Raw genomic sequence first — 21,468 nt, 5'->3', positions numbered from 1 at the left:
TAATGGCGTTGAACAAGTTTCTCCAGGCGAACGACAGCCTCATTCGGTTTCGATGAAAGCAGGCAATGTCTGAAGGGCCCAAGACAGCAGCGGACGGTCAAACCGTCGCAACCGAGGCCGTAGTGCAAGGTTGTGCCGGGTTTTTCATTTCGGATCCAAACTCGGCGAAGAAAAACTAATACATCGCAAAACAACTTAACAAGTTTATTTTCAATTATTTTTAGTTGGCTGTTTTTGAAGTATGAGTGGGTCTGATAAAACTTATAAGTTAAGTTTTATTTGGGCGTAGTTACTCCTTTCGGCGTTTAATGGCCAAAATTGAACGACAAGAGTGAATGCCTCACTCGAAGCAACTTTCCAATTGAGTAATTGAATGAATATGAGGGGATGAAGTCGGACTGTAACGGCGCCGTTCTTCCTGATCCCGTGACAAGGCTCCTTCCGTAGGTTCCTGGTGCGGGGACTGCTGCCGGGGCGGCGCGTCCCCGTTCTATATTGGGTTGGCGATTCAAGGGTGCGCGTAAATCGGCGCCGCGGCTATCGTCGAAAATGACTTCCTTTGCGGTGCAAATTCCGGGCTGTTCAAAGCAGGAGGGAGGTTAGAGCGCAGGCGCCGAAGTGCCACAGCAATTGAGCGTGACCGGCGTGGGGATTTGTAAGCGGGTTATACGCCGGGTAAGCGAGGGCTCACCCGGGCGGATTTTCAGCGTGCCGCCTGGCGATCATTAGAGGCGGTGCTCGCCAGGTATCGAGTGATCACCTCGACACCGCGATTGAGGTGCTGCTCCAGCAGTGTGACGGCACGCGGGGTGTCACGATCTATCACGGCCTGCAACAACGCACGGTGATCGTCCTGGGAGAGTTTGCCCAGGCCCATGGCCTCGAGGTTGAAACGCAGGAAGCGTTCCTCTTCATTCAAGCCGTCTTCCACCAGCCGCAACAGCCGGCCATTGGGCGCCTTGCTGTAGAGCGCCATGTGAAACAGACGGTTGAGCCGACCGATTTCGGTGTAGTCGTGTTCGACTTCCAACTCTTCGATGTAGCCGGCCGCGCGTTCGTGATCGGCCGGGGTCAACAAGGGGATCGACTGACGCAGCGCTTCAGACTCCAGCAGGATGCGCAGCTCGTAGGTTTGCGTTGCATCGCCCTGGATCAATGGCGCCACCACGGCGCCCTTGTGGGCAATCACGCTGAGCAGGCCCTGGGCCTCGAGTTGACGCAAGGCTTCGCGTACCGGCATGCGGCTGACGCCGAACAGGTCGGCCAGATCCTGCTGGCGCACGGCGGTTCCGCAGGGCAGGCGACCGTCGAGAATGGCGGCGCGCAGGGTTTCTTCGATGACCGAGCGCGCCAGATGCGCGGGAATCGGGCCGTCGACTTTGATGCTGTGGAGTGGCTTGGGCTTCTGGGTCACAACTGCACACCCTATGACTGCGATATTTGGATCCAAAGGACACTAGTGATTGCTCTACAGGTTGTCAAACCGCGTAGAGGAACCCTGATACACCTGAAGTTTAGCGCGCCAGCGATGATCTCAGGGTGCCATTGTTTTTTGCTGGACTAACCTTCACCATCAAGCGCTTTCTTCTCTGCCCTGGATGCCTTGCATTGGCGGTACGTTTCGCGATCCCACGGATTGCGCGCTGGCTTGCCTGCGCGCTGCTGCTGGCCGGCATCATGCTGGGCGGCCTGCATGCCGATTGGGATTTTTCCGCGATCAGCCGCAAGGCCACGGCGCTGTACGGACCGCTGGGCGCCGGGCAGCAGCGGATCGATGCCTGGCAGAATCTGCTGGCCACGCAGAAGCAGGTCAGCGAGATGGAAAAGCTCAAAGTGGTGAACCTGTTTTTCAACAAACAGATGCGCTACGTCGAAGACATCGATCTGTGGCACGAGGTCGATTATTGGGAAACTCCCATCGAAGCCTTGTGGAAAGGCGCCGGCGACTGCGAAGACTATGCGATCGCCAAGTATTTCAGCCTGCGCCACCTCGGTGTGGCCAGTGACAAGTTGCGCATCACCTACGTCAAGGCCCTGCGCCAGAACCGCGCGCACATGGTCCTGACTTACTATTCCAGCCCTGACGCCATGCCGCTGGTGCTCGACAGCCTGATCGACCCGATCAAGCCGGCCGCCGAGCGAACCGATTTGCTGCCGGTCTACTCTTTCAATGCCGAGGGTTTGTACCTGCCGGGAGCGAAGGGCAACAAGAAGGTCGGTGACACCAAACGCCTGTCACGCTGGCAGGATGTGTTGAAGAAAATGCAGGCCGAAGGATTCCCGGTCGAGACGACTAACTAGGAGCACGCGCTCAGATGTCTTTGTTCAAACAGCTGTTGATCGCAATCTGTCTGTTCCTGGTGGTCGCCTTCACCGGCAGCTTCATGGTCAGTCTGGAGAGCTCGCGCACCCAGTACGTCAACCAGTTGCGCTCCCACGCCCAGGATGCGGCCACGGCGCTGGCGCTGTCGTTGACGCCGAACATCGACGACCCGGCGATGGTCGAGCTGTTGGTCAGTTCGATCTTCGACAGCGGTTATTACTCGAGCATCCGCGTGGTCGACCTGAAGACCGACCAGACCATCGTCGAGCGCAATGGCATTCCGGCGGTCACCAACGTGCCGGACTGGTTCGTCAAACTGATTGGCCTTGAACCGGCCGGTGGCGATGCGCTGGTCAGCCGTGGCTGGGAGCAGGCGGCGCGGGTCGAGGTGGTCAGCCACCCGATGTTCGCCGTGGCCAAGCTTTGGCAGAGCGCACTCGGCAGCCTCGGCTGGTTGCTGGTCTGTGGTGCGGTGAGTGCGGTGCTGGGCGCGCTGTTGCTGCGTCGGCAACTCAAGCCGCTGGATTACATGGTCAAGCAATCCCACGCCATTGCCCGCCGCGAATTCCTCAGCCTGCCGGACCTGCCGCGCACGCCTGAATTGCGCCGCGTGGTGCTGGCGATGAACCAGATGGTCGAGAAGCTCAAGGCGCTGTTTCAGGAGCAGGCCGAGCGCAGTGAAAAACTGCGCACCGAGTCCTATCAGGACAACCTCACGGGGCTGGCCAACCGGCGTTATTTCGAGATGCAGCTGAATGCGCGGGTGAGCAACCCGGAGCAGGCCAGTTCCGGTTATCTGCTGCTGTTGCGGGTCAAGGATCTGGCCGGGCTGAACCAGCGCCTTGGCGGTCAGCGCACCGATGAATTGTTGAAAGCGGTCGGCGAGCAACTGTCCCGCGAGTGCGCCAAATACCCGGAAACCCAGAATCTCGTCACCCGGATTCGTGGTGGTGAATTCGCCGTGCTGGCGCCGGGGCTGACCCGCGAAGAAGCGCTGCAACTGGCGCAAAGCCTCGACAGCGCGCTGAGCAGCCTGCACGCGACGGGCGCCACCGACGTGGCCGCCGTGGCCTCTATCGGCCTGGCGCCGTTCGCTCATGGCGATTCACCGCAAGCGGTGCTCAGCCTCGGCGATCAGGCATTGGCCCAGGCCGAAGGGCAGGGCGAGCAGAACTGGGCGTGCCTCGATCAGAGCCTGGTGGCGGATGTCGGTGACGATCACCACGCCTGGCATCGCTTGCTCGATCAGGCGCTGAACCAGCGGCGCTTCGAGCTGTTCTTCCAACCGGTGGTGGCGGCACAGGACACGCAACTGGTGCTGCATTACAAAGTGCTGTCGCGCTTGCTCGACGAGCAGGGCCAGACCATCCCCGCCGGGCGTTTCCTGCCCTGGCTCGAGCGCTTCGGCTGGACCGCGCGGCTGGACCGTCTGATGCTCGAGCGCGTGCTGGAGCAGATGGCCGACCATGAAGAATCCCTGGCCCTGAACCTGTCTTCGGCGACCCTGGCCGATCCGCAGGCGCTGAACAAAGTCTTCGAGATTCTGCGCTCGCATTCCAATCTGGGGCCGCGCCTGACCCTGGAAATCGGCGAGGAACAACTGCCGGAACAAGCGGTGCTCGAACAGCTGACCCGCCGCCTGCGCGAACTTGGTTTCTCCCTGAGCCTGCAGCGCTTCGGCGGGCGCTTCAGCATGATCGGTAACCTGGCGCGGCTGGGCCTGGCGTACCTGAAGATCGATGGCAGCTACATTCGGGCGATCGATCAGGAAAGCGACAAGCGCCTGTTCATCGAAGCGATCCAGCGTGCGGCGCACAGCATTGATCTGCCGCTGATTGCCGAGCGGGTCGAGACGGAAGGGGAATTGTCGGTGATTCGCGAGATGGGGTTGTATGGGGTTCAGGGGCAATTGTTCGGTGAGCCAAAACCCTGGCGTTAAGGCTGTAGAATTGCGTCGCCGCTAAGGCTGCCTTCGCGAGCAAGCTCGCTCCCACATTGGGTATACATACCTCCTGTGGGAGCGAGCTTGCTCGCGAAGGGGCCCGTCCAGTCACCGAAGATCCTGGATCAGATCAACCCGCCCTCATCCTCATCGATCAACTGACTCAACCCACCCAGCGCTTCCCGCGCCTGAGTCCGGTCCATCAACTTGGCCTGGGCCGCCGGCGGCAGGTCGGTGACGCGGATCACGCCTTTCTGGGTCAGTACCTGAATCAGGTCGTCGAGTACCCGGATCATTTCCAGGTCGCTCTGCTTGAGCTGTTTGAGGCTGTTCTCCACGGCTTCGTTGGCGTACCAGGCCTGGATTTCGTGGTGGTCGGCCGGCAGCGTTTCCGTGGCCTCGGCGTAGGCCGCAGCTTCCACGCGAATCAACTGACCCTGCGCATCGCGTTGCACGTAAAACATTGAGCATCCCTCGGAAATGGACCAGCGTCATGCTGTCAGCAGCATAGCCAACTGCACGCGAGTATGCGGTGCGGCGACGCAATCGTCACCGGGAAGAAAGACGCAAACGTGACGGCCGCCCCATTGGGGCGGCCGTTTTGTTCACGCATCAGCTGTTGTTGTGGTCGACCTTGATGGTCGGATCACTACCGGCAATCAGGTTGTGAATGTTGGCAGTGGACCAGTTGTTGCCTTCCAGTTTGATCGTCACGTCCGGTGTGGCGGCAGCCGCATCGGCGGAGTTGAACTTGCCCGCCGAACTGACTTGCAGCGACGACACGCCGTCGACCGTGGTGATCTTCAGGAAGTTGTCGATGGTGCTGCCGGACTCGCCCTGCAGCAGGTCGCGCAGGTCGATACGGTCACCTTCGCTGGCGTTGAAGTCCTTGATCACATCGTTGCCGGTGTCACCTGCTTTCCAGACGAAGGTGTCGGCGCCCGAACCACCGATCAGGATGTCGTTGCCCTGACCACCGATCAGCGTGTCGTTGCCGGTACCGCCGAGCAGGATGTCATTGCCCTTGCCACCGTCGAGCAGGTCGTTGCCGCCCGAGCCGAACAGGATGTCATTACCCGCGCCACCCAGTAGCGTGTCGTTGCCGTCATGGGCACCGGACACATCGAACGCCTGATAGTGCTCGGTGATGTACTGGTGCACGTTACTGGTGGTGACTTTGCTGACGTCGACCCCGGTTTCCTTGGCCACGAAGGCCTGCATCGCCTGATAACCCTCGCCGGCAATGCCGTTGAAGCTCACCAGGTCGCCGAACAGGATGTCGTTGCCGTCGCCACCGCTGACGGTGTCGTTGCCCGGCATCGTCGCTTCGGTATGGCCGATGATCGAGTTGGCCAGGTCCTTCGGATCGATGTTGGTTTGCGGGTTGTGATCGGTGTCGTACGGTTTCAGGTCGTTGAGGCTGACACCGCTGTTGATCCCGATGGCTTCCACATTGGACAGGTTGCCCAGCAGTGCGAAGGCGCTGTTGGCGTTGTCGGTGGTGGCCTGGCTGGTGCTGCTGCCGGAGCCTGCCAGGCTCGACAGCTCGTAGGTGCCGTCGCCCTGGGCGTGGATGGTGCCCACGTTGCTCCAGTTCCAGCTGCCGTTCTTGTACGTCTGCAGGACCACGGCACCCGCCGTGCTGATGGTCAGGTAGTGCGTGCTGTCGATGTAGGTGCTGAAGCTGTCGCCCAGCTTGTAGTTGCTGGTCTTCACCACGTCGTCGAGCTTCACGTTGCCGTACAGCGTCGGGTTGGTCTGTTCGCCGCTCTGGTAGTAGGTCGGCTGACCGTCGGTGATGAAGTACGTGAGGTTCTTCGCCCCGGTGTTAGCCACGGCTTCGGCGCTCTGGAAGAAGTTGGCCGTAGCCTTGAACACGTCTTCGTAGTTGGTGCCGCCGCCGGAGGTCATCGAGTCCAGCACAGCCTTGAGCTTGGTCAGCGCGTTCGGGTCGTTGAGGTTCACCGACACCGACTTGTTGACCTGGGTATCGAAGTCCACCAGGAAGATGTTCACCGTCCCCGAGTTGTTGCCCATGCTCTGCTTGAGAGTGTTGAACACCGACGTCAGCGAGTCCTTGGCCGCGTTGATCGACGAGGTGCTCATACTGCCCGAGCTGTCGACCATGAACGCGATGTTGTAGTTGGTGCCCGGCACCACGGTCAGGCCGCCGATGTCGGCGACGATGATGTCGTTGCCGTCGGTGCCGGTGACGTTGTCGTCGGCCGAGGTGGCGACTACCGCGTTGTAGACTGCCGGCACCACGGTGACCGGAATGGTCGCGGTGGTGCTGGCCGAGCCGCCGACCTGTTCGGTGGAGGTCGAGGTCACGGTCAGGTTGAACTGGCCGTTGTAGTAGGTCGGCGGGGTCACGGTCAGGCTGCCGAGGTTCCAGCCGGTGACGTTGGCGTCGCCGCTGGTGGCGGTCACGGTGAAGCTGTGGCCTGCGCCGTCGCTGAGCACCGAGCCGACCGGTGCGCCGCTGATCTTGATGCTCAGGGTTTCCGAGCCGTCGGTGTCGGTCAGTGCGGTGCTGATCGCCGACAGTTTCACGGTGGTGCCTTCGGCGCCGGTGTTGAGCTTGTAGCCGTCGTAATAGCCTTCGCCGTTGCTGCCGTGCAGATCGGAGACGGTCACGCCGGCATTCACCAGATCCTGCACGCCGGTGTAGATCGGTACGCCGGCGCTGCTCAGGTCGATCGGCGTGCTGCCGTTGACCGACAGGTTGACGTCGTAGCTGCCCGGGCCGCTCTGGTTGTGGTGGTAGATGTCCAGGGTGTAGTAGCCGCTGGTGGTCGGGGTGAACGAACCGTTGAGGTTGCCACCCGCGCCCCACGTTGTGGACGCCACACTCTTGCCGCCGATGGTCACCAGCAGGCTGTCATCACCGGTGCCGCTGAAGGTGTAGGTCTTGCCGGCTTCCAGATAGATCAGGCCCGAGGTTTTCGACGCGGTGCCGGCGGTCACGCTGCCATCGGACTGCACGTTGTTCACGGTGCCGCTGGTGTTCGGTTTGCCGGCACCGTCGATCACGTTTTTCAGAGTGTTCGGGTTCGCGCCGCTGCCGTCGGTGCCCAGGCCCGACAGACCGGTCCAGACTTCCTTGATCAGGCCGGTGGACTTCACGCTGTTGTCGGCGACCGACAGGGTCGGTGCATCCGCCACTGGGGTGATGTCGATCTTCACGGTGCCGGTATTGCCCAGCAACTGGCCGTCGGTTGGCTGGAACTTGATTTGTGCGTAGTCAGCCTGGTTGTTACCCAGGCCGGTGCCGCCGTAGCCGTTCACGCCCGACTCGTTGGCATCCGGCAAGAAACGCAGCTTGCCGGCATCGATGTCGGCCTTGCTGAAGGTCTGGTTGGTGGCGACGTCTTTCCAGGTCGAACCGTCCAGGTACTGCAGTTTGCCTTCGCCCGGCAGCTGGGTGATTTTCACGCCCAGGCTGCTGGCCGGGCTGTCGACGTCGCTGACGCCGAAGGTCGACCAGCCGAGGACCAGCGGGGTGTCTTCGGTGCCGGTGACGTTGACCGGTGCAGCGACCGGCGCATCGTTGACCGCCACCACATTGACCGTGGTGGTCGCGACGTTGGAGTAGTTGCCGCCATCGGTCACGGTCACGGTGATGATCCGTGGCACGGTGCTCGGGTCTTCACTGCTGTTGGTGAAGCTGATGTTCTTGATGGCCTGCATGTAGTCGGCCAGCGTCGCATTGCCCGACAGGGTCAGCGTGATCGTGCCATTGGTGCTGTTGGCATTGATGGTGATGCCGTTGACGCTGTTGCCCAGGTTCAGCGCATCGCCGTCCTGACGGTTGGTCAGCACGACGGTGGCGCCAGTCAGCATGGTGCTGTCCGGGTCGGTGATCTTGATATCGGTGTCGGCGATCGACACACCTGCGCCCGGGGTGTTCTCGGTGAAGGTCACCTTGTAGTCGGCACCCGTTGCACCGCTGGAGTTGTTGGCGTCGAGGTCGATGACCGGCGGTGCATCGTTGTCGATGATCGAGGTGCTGACGCTGCCATTGGTGCTGCTGACCGCCAGGTTTTCGAAGTTGCCACCGGTGGCCGAGTCGATCTTGACCACGAAGTTCTCGGTGCCTTCGGTGATCTTGTCATCGATGGTGGCGACGTTGAACTGCGCACTGCTGGCGCCTGCCGGGATCTTCACGGTGTACACGCCGGTGAAGTCCGAACCGTCGGCGGCGGTGCCGCTGTAGACGATTTTCAGGGTCACTTCGGTCTGCGCCGGGTGGTTCAGGCTGACGGTGTAGCTGGCGGTCTGGCCTTCGGTCACCGAAGTGCTGCCGGTGATGCTGACAGTGGTGGTGTCGATGGTGTCGGTGACGTTGGTCACCGCTGGCGTGGTGCTGGTGACCAGGTTTTCGAAGTTGCCACCGGTGGCGTTGGTGATCGTTGCCTGAACGGTGCCGGCGTCTTTGTAGACGTCGTCGGCCGGTGCCGGAACGGTCACGGTGCCAGTGGTTTTACCGGCCTCGATGGTGATTACCGAGCCGTTGCTCAGGGTCACGGTCACCGGGGTGCCGGCGGCGTTGGTCAGGGTTGCGGTGTAGGTGATCGAACCACCTTCGGCCACGGTGCCGGTCGCGCTGAGCGACAGGTTGGTGGTGTCGATGGTGTCGGTCACCGTGGTGCTGACCGGCGTCTTGTCGGCGACGAGGTTTTCGTAGTTGCCGCCGCTGACGTTGGTGATCGAGTTGGTCAGCGGTGCATGACCATTCAACACGTCGTTCGGCGCGGTGGTGGTGACGGTCCCGGAGGTCTTGCCGATGTCGATGGTGATGGTCTGGCCGTTGGACAGGGTCACGGTCACTGGCGAACCGGTCACCGGCGCGCCGACAGTCGCGGTGTAGACAACATTGCCGCCCTCGGCCGCTGTTGCGGTCGCGGTCAGCTTCACGGTGGTGGTGTCGATGGTGTCGGTGACGCTGGTCACCGCTGGCGTGTTGCTGGTCACCAGGTTTTCGAAGTTGCCGCCGGTAGCCGATTTGATCGTGGCCTGAACGGTGCCGGCGTCTTTGTAAACGTCATCGGCTGGCGCAGGAACAGTCACGGTACCGGTGGTTTTGCCTGCGTCGATGGTGATCACTGCGCCGTTCGACAAGGTCACGGTGACTGGCGAGCCAGCGGCGTTGGTCAGGGTCGCGGTGTAGGTGATCTGGCCACCTTCAGCCACGGTGCCGGTCGCGGTCAGCGACAGGTTGGTGGTGTCGATGGTGTCAGTGACCGTGGTCGAAACCGGGGTTTTGTCGGCAACGAGGTTCTCGTAATTACCGCCGGTTACGCCGGTGATCGCATTGGTCAGCGGCGCGTGGCCAGTCAGCGCATCGTTCGGCGCGGTGGTGGTCACGGTACCGGTGGTCTTGCCCACTTCGATCGTGATGGTCTGGCCATTGGACAGGTTCACGGTGACTGGCGAGCCGGTCACTGGCGCGCCGACAGTCGCGGTGTAAGTGACTGTGCCGCCTTCAGCCGCCGACTCGGTCGCGGTGAGTTTCACCGTGGTGGTGTCGATGGTGTCAGTGACCTGGGTCACCGCAGGAACCGTGCTGGTCACCAGATTTTCGAAGTTGCCACCGGTCGCGGACTTGATCGTCGCTTCCACGGTGCCGGCGTCCTTGTAGACGTCATCGGCTGGGGCTGGAACCGTCACGGTGCCAGTGGTTTTACCGGCCTCGATGGTGATCACGGCGCCATTGCTCAACGTTACGGTCACCGGAGTGCCAGCAGCGTTGGTCAGTGTGGCGGTGTAGATGATCGAACCGCCCTCGGCGACCGAATTGGTGGCGCTCAAGGACAGGTTGGTGGTGTCGACGGTGTCGGTGACGGTGGTCGAAACCGGGGTCTTGTCGGCAACGAGATTCTCGTAGTTGCCGCCACTTACACTAGTGATTGCGTTAGTCAGTGGCGCATGACCATTCAACACATCGTTCGGCGCGGTGGTGGTGACGGTGCCGGTGGTCTTACCGACTTCGATGGTGATTTGCTGGCCGTTCGACAGGGTCACGGTCACTGGCGAGCCGGTTACCGGTGCACCCACGGTGGCGGTGTAGGTGACGGTGCCACCCTCGGCCGCTGTCGTGGTCGCCGTCAGCTTCACGGTGGTGGTGTCGATGGTGTCGGTGACGCTGGTCACCGCTGGCGTGGTGCTGGTCACCAGGTTTTCGAAGTTGCCGCCGGTAGCCGATTTGATCGTGGCCTGAACGGTGCCGGCGTCTTTGTAAACGTCATCGGCTGGCGCGGGAACAGTCACGGTACCGGTGGTTTTGCCGGCGTCGATGGTGATCACTGCGCCGTTCGACAAGGTCACGGTGACTGGCGAGCCAGCGGCGTTGGTCAGGGTTGCGGTGTAGGTGATCTGGCCACCTTCAGCCACGGTGCCGGTCGCGGTCAGCGACAGGTTGGTGGTGTCGATGGTGTCAGTGACCGTGGTCGAAACCGGGGTTTTGTCGGCGACCAGATTTTCGTAGTTGCCACCGCTCACGTTGGTGATGGCGTTGGTCAGCGGCGCGTGGCCAGTCAGCACGTCGTTTGGCGCCGTCGTGGTTACGGTGCCAGTGGTCTTGCCGACTTCGATGGTGATCGACTGACCGTTCGACAGAGTCACGGTCACTGGCGAGCCGGTGACAGGTGCACCCACGGTCGCGGTGTACGTAACGTTCCCGCCTTCCGCCGCCGACTCGGTCGCGGTGAGTTTCACCGTGGTGGTGTCGATGGTGTCAGTGACCTGGGTCACCGCAGGAACCGTGCTGGTTACCAGATTTTCGAAGTTGCCACCGGTCGCGGACTTGATCGTCGCTTCCACGGTGCCGGCGTCCTTGTAGACGTCATCGGCTGGCGCAGGAACAGTGACGGTGCCAGTGGTTTTACCGGCTTCGATGGTGATCACCGCGCCGTTCGACAGGGTCACGGTCACCGGGGTGCCGGCCGGGTTGGTCAGGGTCGCGGTGTAAACGATCGAGCCACCCTCGGCCACGGTACCGGTCGCACTGAGCGACAGGTTGGTGGTGTCGATGGTGTCGGTCACGGTGGTGCTGACCGGAGTTTTATCAGCAACCAGATTCTCGTAGTTGCCACCGCTCACGTTGGTGATCGCGTTGGTCAATGGCGCGTGGCCGTTCAGCACATCGTTCGGTGCCGTGGTGGTCACGGTGCCGGTGGTTTTACCGACTTCGATGGTGATTTGCTGACCGTTCGACAGGGTCACGGTCACTGGCGAGCCGGTGACAGGTGCACCCACGGTCGCGGTGTACGTAACGTTCCCGCCTTCAGCCGCCGACTCGGTCGCGGTGAGTTTCACCGTGGTGGCGTCGATGGTGTCAGTGACCTGGGTCACCGCAGGAACCGTGCTGGTCACCAGATTTTCGAAGTTGCCACCGGTCGCGGACTTGATCGTCGCTTCCACGGTGCCGGCGTCCTTGTAGACGTCATCGGCAGGGGCCGGAACCGTCACGGTGCCAGTGGTTTTACCGGCCTCGATGGTGATCACGGCGCCGTTGCTCAGAGTCACAGTTACCGGAGTGCCGGCGGCGTTGGTCAACGTTGCGGTGTAGATGATCGAACCGCCCTCGGCGACCGAGTTGGTGGCGCTGAGGGTCAGGTTGGTGGTGTCGACGGTGTCGGTGACGGTGGTCGAAACCGGGGTCTTGTCGGCAACGAGGTTCTCGTAATTACCGCCGGTTACGCCGGTGATCGCATTGGTCAGCGGTGCATGGCCGTTCAGCGCATCGTTCGGTGCAGTGGTGGTCACGGTGCCGGTGGTCTTGCCGACTTCGATGGTGATTTGCTGACCGTTGGACAGGGTCACGGTCACAGGCGAACCGGTGACTGGAGCACCGACAGTCGCAGTGTAAGTAACGGTCCCGCCTTCAGCCGCCGACTCGGTCGCGGTCAGTTTGACCGTGGTGGTGTCGATGGTGTCGGTGACTTCGGTCACGGCCGGAACAGTGCTAGGCACCAGGTTCTCGAAGTTGCCACCGGTTGCATCCTTGATGGTGACTTCGACTTTGCCGGCGTCTTTGTAGACGTCATCGGCCGGAGCCGGAACGGTCACGGTTCCGGTGGTCTTGCCCGCTTCGATGGTGATCACGGCGCCGTTGCTCAACGTCACGGTCAGCGGCGTGCCGGCCGGGTTGGTCAGGGTCGCGGTGTAAACGATCGAACCGCCCTCGGCAACCGAGTTGGTGGCGCTGAGGGTCAGGTTGGTGGTGTCGACGGTGTCGGTGACGGTGGTCGAAACCGGAGTTTTATCGGCGACCAGATTCTCGTAATTACCGCCGGTTACGCCGGTGATCGCGTTGGTCAATGGCGCGTGGCCGTTCAGCACATCGTTCGGTGCCGTGGTGGTCACTGTGCCGGTGGTCTTGCCGACTTCGATGGTGATTTGCTGACCGTTGGACAGGGTCACGACCACCGGCGAGCCAGTCACCGGCGCGCCCACGGTCGCGGTGTAAGTAACGGTGCCACCTTCGGCCGCAGTTTCGGAAGCGGTCAGCTTCACGGTCGTCGTGTCGATGGTGTCGGTGACTTCCGTTACGGCTGGCACGGTGCTCGGAACAAGGTTCTCGAAGTTGCCACCGGTGGCGTTGGTGATGGTTGCCTGAACAGTACCGGCGTCCTTGTAAACGTCATCGGCAGGTGCGGCAACAGTCACAGTGCCGGTGGTTTTGCCGGCTTCGATAGTGATGATTGCGCCGTTCGACAGCGTCACGGTCACCGGGGTGCCGGCCGGGTTGGTCAGAGTCGCGGTGTAAACGATCGAACCGCCCTCGGCAACCGAGTTGGTGGCGCTGAGGGTCAGGTTGGTGGTGTCGACCGTGTCGGTGACGGTGGTCGAAACCGGCGTTTTGTCGGCGACGAGGTTTTCGTAGTTGCCGCCAGTCACGGCGGTGATCGCGTTGGTCAGCGGTGCGTGACCGTTCAACGCATCGTTCGGTGCGGTGGTGGTCACGGTACCGGTGGTATTGCCGACTTCGATGGTGATCGACTGACCATTGGCCAGGGTCACAGTCACAGGCGAACCTGTGACAGGCGCACCCACGGTTGCGGTGTAGGTGACGGTGCCACCTTCAGCAGCGGTTTCGGTCGCGGTCAGCTTCACGGTCGTCGTGTCGATGGTGTCGGTGACTTCCGTTACGGCTGGCACGGTGCTCGGAACAAGGTTCTCGAAGTTGCCACCGGTTGCGTCCTTGATCGTGACTTCAACCTTGCCGGCGTCTTTGTAAACGTCATCGGCAGGTGCGGCAACAGTCACAGTGCCGGTGGTTTTGCCGGCTTCGATAGTGATGATTGCGCCGTTCGACAGCGTCACGGTCACCGGGGTGCCGGCCGGGTTGGTCAGAGTCGCGGTGTAAACGATCGAACCGCCCTCGGCAACCGAGTTGGTGGCGCTGAGGGTCAGGTTGGTGGTGTCGACGGTGTCGGTGACGGTGGTCGAAACCGGGGTCTTGTCGGCAACGAGGTTCTCGTAATTACCGCCGGTTACGCCGGTGATCGCATTGGTCAGCGGTGCGTGACCGTTCAACGCATCGTTCGGTGCGGTGGTGGTCACGGTGCCGGTGGTCTTGCCGACTTCGATGGTGATTTGCTGACCATTAGCCAGGGTCACGGTAACCGGAGAACCCGTCACCGGAGCACCAACAGTCGCGGTGTAGGTGACGGTGCCACCTTCAGCAGCGGTTTCGGTCGCGGTGAGTTTCACCGTTGTGGTGTCGATGGTATCGGTGACGTTGGTCACGGCCGGAACGGTGCTCGGCACCAGGTTCTCGAAACCGCCACCGGTGACGGTCGAAATGGTCGCTTCGACTTTGCCGGCATCCTTGTAAACGTCATCGGCTGGCGCCGGAACGGTCACGGTGCCGGTGGTTTTACCGGCTTCGATGGTGATCACTGCACCGTTCGACAGGGTCACGGTCACCGGGGTGCCGGCCGGGTTGGTCAGCGTCGCGGTGTAGACAATCGAACCACCCTCGGCCACCGAGTCGGTGGCGGTCAGGTTGAGGTTGGTGGTGTCGACAGTATCCGATACCGAGGTGTTGGCCGGTTTGCTGTCGACCGTCAGGTTTTCGTAGTTGCCACCGGTGGCCTTGTCGATGGTCACACTCAGCGAGCTGCCGCCCGCCAGCGGGCTGTTCGGCGCGACGAAGTTCACGGTGCCGGTGGTTTCGCCCACGGCGATGGTGATGGTCTGGCCGTTGGACAGGGTCACCACGACCGGTGAACCGGTCACTGGCGCGGTCACGGTCGCGGTGTAGACCACGGTTTCGCCTTCGGCGACGTTGGCGGTAGCGGTCAGCGACACGGTGGACGTGTCGATGGTGTCGTGAACGGTGGTGACCGCCGGGGCAGTGTTGGTGACCAGGTTTTCAAAGTTGCCGCCAGTGGCGCCCTTGATGGTCGTTTCAACGGTGCCGGCGTCCTTGTAGACGTCGTCCTTCGGTGCGTCGACGGTCACGGTGCCGGTGGTTTTGCCGGCCTCGATGGTGATCACGGCGCCGTTGCTCAACGTCACGGTCACCGGGGTGCCGGCGGCGTTGGTCAGGGTCGCGGTGTAGGTGATCTGGCCACCTTCGTTGACTTCCGGCGTCGCGCTCAGGGTCAGGTTGGTGGTGTCGACGGTGTCGGTCACGGTGGTGCTGACCGGGGTTTTGTCGGCCACGAGGTTTTCGTAGTTGCCGCCGCTCACGCCAGTGATTGAGTTGGTCAGCGGTTCGTGACCATTGAGTGCATCGTTCGGTGCGGTGGTGGTGACGGTGCCAGTGGTTTTACCGACCTCGATGGTGATCTGCTGACCGTTGGCCAGGGTCACGGTCACCGGCGAACCGGTGACTGGTGCGCCGACGGTGGCGGTGTAGGTGACGGTGCCGCCTTCCGCCGCCGACTCGGTCGCGGTCAGTTTGACCGTGGTGGTGTCGATGGTGTCGGTGACCTCGGTGACGGCCGGAACAGTGCTCGGCACCAGGTTCTCGAAGTTGCCACCGGACGCGTCCTTGATCGTGACTTCAACCTTGCCGGCGTCTTTGTAGACGTCATCGGCCGGGGCTGGAACGCTGACGGTGCCGGTGGTTTTACCGGCTTCGATGGTGATCACGGCACCGTTCGACAGGGTCACGGTCACCGGAGTGCCGGCCGGGTTGGTCAGGGTCGCGGTGTAAACGATCGAGCCACCCTCGGCCACGGTGCCGGTCGCGGTCAGCGACAGGTTGGTGGTGTCGATGGTGTCGGTGACGGTGGTGTTGACCGGAGTCTTGTCCGCTACGAGGTTCTCGTAGTTGCCGCCGCTGACGTCGGTAATCGCGTTGGTCAGCGGTGCATGGCCGTTCAGCGCATCGTTCGGTGCAGTGGTGGTCACGGTGCCGGTGGTCTTGCCGACTTCGATAGTGATTTGCTGACCGTTGGACAGGGTCACGGTCACAGGCGAACCGGTGACTGGAGCACCGACAGTCGCAGTGTAAGTAACGGTCCCGCCTTCAGCCGCCGACTCGGTCGCGGTCAGTTTGACCGTGGTGGTGTCGATGGTGTCGGTGACATTGGTCACGGCTGGCGTGTTGCTGGTCACCAGGTTCTCGAAGTTGCCACCGGTCGCGGACTTGATCGTCGCTTCCACGGTGCCGGCGTCCTTGTAGACGTCATCGGCTGGCGCAGGAACAGTGACGGTGCCAGTGGTTTTACCGGCTTCGATGGTGATCACCGCGCCGTTCGACAGGGTCACGGTCACCGGGGTACCAGCCGGGTTGGTCAGAGTTGCGGTGTAAACAATCGAACCGCCCTCGGCCACGGTACCGGTCGCACTGAGCGACAGGTTGGTGGTGTCGACGGTGTCGGTCACAGTGGTGCTGACCGGAGTTTTATCAGCAACCAGATTCTCGTAGTTGCCACCGCTCACGTTGGTGATCGCGTTGGTCAATGGCGCGTGGCCGTTCAGCACATCGTTCGGTGCCGTGGTGGTCACTGTGCCGGTGGTCTTGCCGACTTCGATGGTGATTTGCTGACCGTTGGACAGGGTCACGACCACCGGCGAGCCAGTTACCGGAGCGCCCACAGTCGCGGTGTAGGTGACGGTGCCACCTTCAGCAGCAGTTTCGGTCGCGGTCAGCTTCACGGTCGTCGTGTCGATGGTATCGGTGACTTCGGTCACGGCCGGAACAGTGCTAGGCACCAGGTTCTCGAAGTTGCCACCGGTTGCATCCTTGATGGTCACTTCGACTTTGCCCGCGTCCTTGTAGACGTCATCGGCCGGAGCCGGAACGGTCACGGTGCCGGTGGTTTTGCCTGCTTCAATGGTGATGACGGAGCCGTTGCTCAACGTCACGGTCACCGGAGTGCCGGCAGGGTTGGTCAGGGTAGCGGTGTAAACAATCGAACCGCCCTCGGCCACGGTACCGGTCGCGGTCAGCGACAGATTGGTGGTGTCGACGGTGTCGGTCACGGTGGTGCTGACCGGGGTTTTGTCAGCCACGAGGTTTTCGTAGTTGCCGCCACTCACGCCGGTGATCGAGTTGTTCAACGGTGCATGACCGTTCAGCGCGTCGTTCGGCGCGGTGGTGGTCACGGTGCCGGTGGTCTTGCCGACTTCGATGGTGATGGTCTGGCCGTTGGCCAAAGTGACAGTCACTGGCGAACCGGTCACAGGCGCACTGACCGTCGCGGTATAGGTGACAGTGCCGCCCTCGGCCACCGATGTATCGGCGCTCAGCTTCACCGTGGTGGTGTCGATGGTGTCAGTCACTTCAGTGACAGCCGGGACGGTGCTCGGAACAAGGTTCTCGAAGTTGCCGCCGGACGCATCCTTGATGGTCACTTCGACTTTGCCCGCGTCCTTGTAGACGTCATCGGCCGGCGCAGGAACAGTCACGGTGCCAGTGGTTTTGCCCGCTTCAATGGTAATGACCGAGCCGTTGCTCAAGGTCACGGTCACCGGCGTGCCAGCCGGGTTGGTCAGGGTAGCGGTGTAAACAATCGAACCGCCCTCGGCCACGGTGCCGGTCGCGGTCAGCGACAGATTGGTGGTGTCGACGGTATCGGTCACGGTGGTCGACACTGGAGTCTTGTCCGCTACGAGGTTCTCGTAGTTGCCGCCGCTGACGTCGCTAATCGCGTTGGTCAGCGGTGCATGGCCGTTCAACGCATCGTTTGGTGCAGTGGTGGTGACGGTGCCGGTAGTCTTGCCGACTTCGATGGTGATTTGCTGACCATTGGCCAGGGTCACGGTCACTGGCGAGCCGGTCACAGGTGCGCCGACGGTAGCGGTGTAGGTGACAGTTCCACCTTCAGCTGCCGACTCGGTCGCAGTCAGTTTGACTGTGGTGGTGTCGATGGTATCGGTGACTTCGGTGACGGCTGGAACGGTGCTTGGCACCAGGTTCTCGAAGTTGCCGCCCGTGGTACCGGTAATGCTGACTTCGACTTTGCCCGCATCCTTGTAGACGTCATCAGCCGGAGCCGGAACGGTCACGGTGCCGGTGGTCTTGCCCGCTTCGATGATGATGACGGAGCCGTTGCTCAACGTCACGGTCACCGGGGTGCCGGCAGGATTGGTCAGGGTAGCGGTGTAAACAATCGAACCGCCCTCGGCCACGGAGCCAGTGGCGCTCAGGGTCAGGTTGGTGGTGTCGACGGTATCGGTCACGGTGGTCGACACTGGAGTCTTGTCCGCTACGAGGTTCTCGTAGTTGCCGCCGCTGACGTTGGTGATGGCGTTGGTCAGTGGTTCATGACCGTTCAACGCATCGTTCGGTGCGGTGGTGGTCACGGTGCCGGTAGTCTTGCCGACTTCGATGGTGATTTGCTGACCATTGGCCAGGGTCACGGTCACTGGCGAGCCGGTCACAGGTGCGCCGACGGTAGCGGTGTAGGTGACAGTTCCACCTTCAGCTGCCGACTCGGTCGCAGTCAGTTTGACTGTGGTGGTGTCGATGGTGTCAGTCACTTCAGTGACGGCCGGAACAGTGCTTGGCACCAGGTTCTCGAAATTGCCGCCAGCGGTATTGGTGATAGTGACTTCAACCTTGCCGGCGTCTTTGTAGACGTCATCGGCAGGAGCCGGAACAGTCACGGTACCGGTGGTTTTACCGGCCTCGATGGTGATGACCGAGCCGTTGCTCAAGGTCACGGTCACCGGCGTACCGGCCGGGTTGGTCAGTGTCGCGGTGTAGACGATCGAGCCGCCTTCAGCCACGGAGCCGGTCGCGCTCAGGGTCAGGTTGGTGGTGTCGACGGTGTCGGTGACAGTCGTCGAAACCGGGGTCTTGTCGGCCACGAGGTTTTCGTAGTTACCGCCGCTCACGTCAGTGATCGAGTTGGTCAGCGGCGCGTGGCCGTTGAGTACATCGTTCGGTGCGGTGGTGGTCACGCTGCCGGTGGTCTTGCCGACTTCGATGGTGATGGTCTGACCGTTGGCCAGGGTCACGGTGACCGGGGAGCCGGTCACCGGTGCGCCAACGGTGGCGGTGTAAGTGACGGTGCCGCCTTCAGCGACCGAAGTGTCAGCGGTCAGTTTCACGGTCGAAGTGTCGATGGTGTCGGTCACTTCGGTAACCGCCGGGACAGTGCTCGGAACGAGGTTCTCGAAATTGCCGCCGGATGCATCCTTGATGGTGACTTCCACTTTGCCGGCGTCCTTGTAGACGTCGTCGGCAGGGGCCGGAACAGTCACGGTACCGGTGGTTTTGCCGGCCTCGATGGTAATCACCGCGCCGTTCGACAGGGTCACGGTGACTGGCGAGCCGGCTGCATTGGTCAGGGTCGCGGTGTAAACGATCGAACCACCCTCGGCCACGGTGCCAGTAGCACTCAGGGTCAGGTTGGTGGTGTCGACGGTGTCGGTGATCGTGGTCGAAACCGGGGTTTTATCGGCCACGAGGTTTTCGTAGTTGCCGCCTGTCACGCCAGTGATCGAGTTGGTCAGCGGCGGATTGCCAGTCAGCGCGTCATTCGGCGCGGTGGTGGTGACGGTGCCGGTGGTCTTGCCGACTTCGATGGTGATTTGCTGACCATTGGCCAGGGTCACAGTCACCGGCGAGCCAGTCACCGGTGCGCCCACGGTAGCGGTGTAGGTGACGGTGCCACCTTCAGCTGCCGATTCGGTCGCGGTGAGCTTCACTGTTGTGGTGTCGATGGTGTCGGTGACTTCAGTAACCGCCGGGACAGTGCTCGGCACCAGGTTCTCGAAGTTGCCGCCGGTGGTGCCGGTAATGCTGACTTCGACTTTGCCGGCGTCCTTGTAAACGTCATCGGCCGGCGCCGGAACGGTCACGGTTCCGGTGGTCTTGCCCGCTTCAATGGTGATGACGGAGCCGTTGCTCAACGTCACGGTCACCGGGGTGCCGGCAGGATTGGTCAGGGTTGCGGTGTATACGATCGAGCCACCTTCGGCCACGGAACCGGTCGCGGACAGCGACAGATTGGTGGTGTCGATGGAATCGGTAACGGTGGTGGTCGCCGGCGTGGTGTTCGGCACCAGATTCTCGAAATTACCGCCGGTAGCACCGGTAATCGTGGTGCTGACGGTGCCGCCGTTGTTGTAGACGTCATTAGGCGCGGTCGGCACGTTGACGCTGCCGGTGGTCTGGCCGGCGCCGATGGTGATGGTCGAGCCGTTGGACAACGTGACGGTGACCGGCGTCTGCGCCGGATTGGTCAGCGTGGCGGTGTAGGTGATCTGGCCACCTTCGACCACGGTGCCGGTAGCAGTCAGGGTCAGGCCGGTGGTGTCTTTCGAATCGACGATCGTGGTAACGGCCGGTGTCGGGTTCGGCACCAGGTTTTCGAAGTTGCCGCCCGTGGCACCGGTGATGGTGGTGGTGACGGTGCTGCCGTTGTTATAGACGTCATTCGGCGCGGTCGGCACGTTGACGGTGCCGGTGGTCTGGCCGGCGCCAATGGTGATGGTCGAGCCGTTCGACAACGTGACGGTGACCGGCGTCTGCGCCGGGTTGGTCAGCGTGGCGGTGTAGGTGATCTGGCCGCCTTCGGTCACGCTTGGCCCCGCCGTCAGGGTGACGGTGGTGGTGTCGATGGTGTCGGTGACCTGGGTCACGGCCGGTGTGGTCGGCGGGGTCACGGTGATGCCGCTGCCGCCGGTAGTGCCGGTGACCGTCACGTCGATCTGGGTCGGGTCGTTATAGACAGTGTCGTTCGGTGCCAGTGGCACGTTAACGGTGCCGGTGGTGGAACCGGCCGGAATCACGATCACCGCGCCGTTGGACAGGGTGATGGTCAGGTCGGTCAGCGGCGCCTGGGTCAGGGTCGCGGTGTAGACCAGAACACCGCCGGCTTCGGTGATGGTCGGCGTGGCGCTGAGGCTCAGGGTCGATTCGCGCAGGGCGTTGGCGGTGGTGTCGGTGGTCTGGCCACCGGTGGTGTCCTGGGCAACCTGGCCGGCGGCGTTGATGCCTGCAGTCGGGAAGCCAATGGTCGGGTCGACGCGGCCCGCAGTCGCATCGAGCATCACGAAGCTGTGGCCGCCACCGGCGGCACCGCCAGTCCCCGCGGCGCTCGGGCCGGCCGCTGTGGCTTCAAGGGCGGTTGTCGGGTCGACACCGGCGGCGATGGCTTGTTGCAGCTCTTCAACCGACGGCGCGGCTTGCGCGGTGGCTTCGGCCAGGTCAGTGCTGGAGTCCGGGGTCTCGGCGCTCCATTGAGTGTCACGGCCCAGATCGATCGTGCGGCCATCGGCCAGTTCCAGGGACACGGCGCCGGAAACGCCGGTGTCGACCTGATCGCCAGCAAACAGCCGGTCGCCTTCAACGAGTACGCGACGGACGCCCTCTGGGGACACCACGAAAACCTGACCAACAATGCTTTTGACGATGGCAACAACACTGCTCATTGAAGACTCTCCGGGTGTCACGTTCAGTTGACTTCCATAGACCTGATGGCGATCTGTGCCGATTCAGTCTGGACGTACTTTTAAAAAAAAATGAAACAAAGTTGACGCTGCTATTCGTCAATAAATTGGCTAGATTCTTTCGCTATTAACTTTATGCCAAACTATTGACCTTCTGGGAGCCATCCTAAACAATCGCCCCGGTAATGTCACATTGATATTTATGCGGCGACCTGCCCTTCAGCGTGTGATCCAGTTCCGGTTTTAAACTTTCCGACATACGGTCATTCCGGTTGCCATCTTCCGACGCAGCTCGACATTTTGCTGTGATTCAAGACAAGAAGTTCTGGGAAATCTTTAC

General features: G+C 61.9%; 5 protein-coding genes. 2 read left to right on the top strand and 3 right to left on the bottom strand.

Features of this window, described 5'->3' with window-relative positions; translation table 11 throughout:
- Positions 1-703: 703 nt before the first annotated feature.
- Entirely contained in the window at positions 704-1,414 is a 711-nt protein-coding gene (locus tag CAF73_RS12130; RefSeq protein ID WP_085697920.1) for a GntR family transcriptional regulator, read from the bottom strand.
- A gap of 194 nt (positions 1,415-1,608) precedes the next feature.
- On the opposite strand from CAF73_RS12130, the gene lapG reads away from it, so the two are divergent.
- On the top strand, positions 1,609-2,301 hold the full coding sequence (gene lapG / locus CAF73_RS12125) for a cysteine protease LapG (RefSeq protein ID WP_007960234.1): 693 nt from the start codon (positions 1,609-1,611) through the stop codon (positions 2,299-2,301).
- Between the two features lie 14 nt (positions 2,302-2,315).
- On the top strand, positions 2,316-4,262 hold the full coding sequence (lapD, locus tag CAF73_RS12120; RefSeq protein WP_085702814.1) for a cyclic di-GMP receptor LapD: 1,947 nt from the start codon (positions 2,316-2,318) through the stop codon (positions 4,260-4,262).
- Positions 4,263-4,390: 128 nt separating this feature from the next.
- On the opposite strand, the gene CAF73_RS12115 is transcribed toward lapD, so the two are convergent.
- Positions 4,391-4,729: a hypothetical protein gene (locus CAF73_RS12115; protein ID WP_039773037.1), complete on the bottom strand. Its 339-nt coding sequence runs from the start codon at positions 4,727-4,729 to the stop codon at positions 4,391-4,393.
- 148 nt (positions 4,730-4,877) lie between these two features.
- Positions 4,878-21,110: an immunoglobulin-like domain-containing protein gene (locus CAF73_RS12110; protein ID WP_085702813.1), complete on the bottom strand. Its 16,233-nt coding sequence runs from the start codon at positions 21,108-21,110 to the stop codon at positions 4,878-4,880.
- Positions 21,111-21,468 lie beyond the last annotated feature (358 nt).

The sequence above is a fragment of the Pseudomonas sp. B15(2017) genome (genome assembly GCF_002113215.1).
GTDB lineage: Bacteria > Pseudomonadota > Gammaproteobacteria > Pseudomonadales > Pseudomonadaceae > Aquipseudomonas.
Note: the sequence above shows the minus strand (reverse complement) of the source record. Positions and strands in the feature narration are given on the sequence as shown.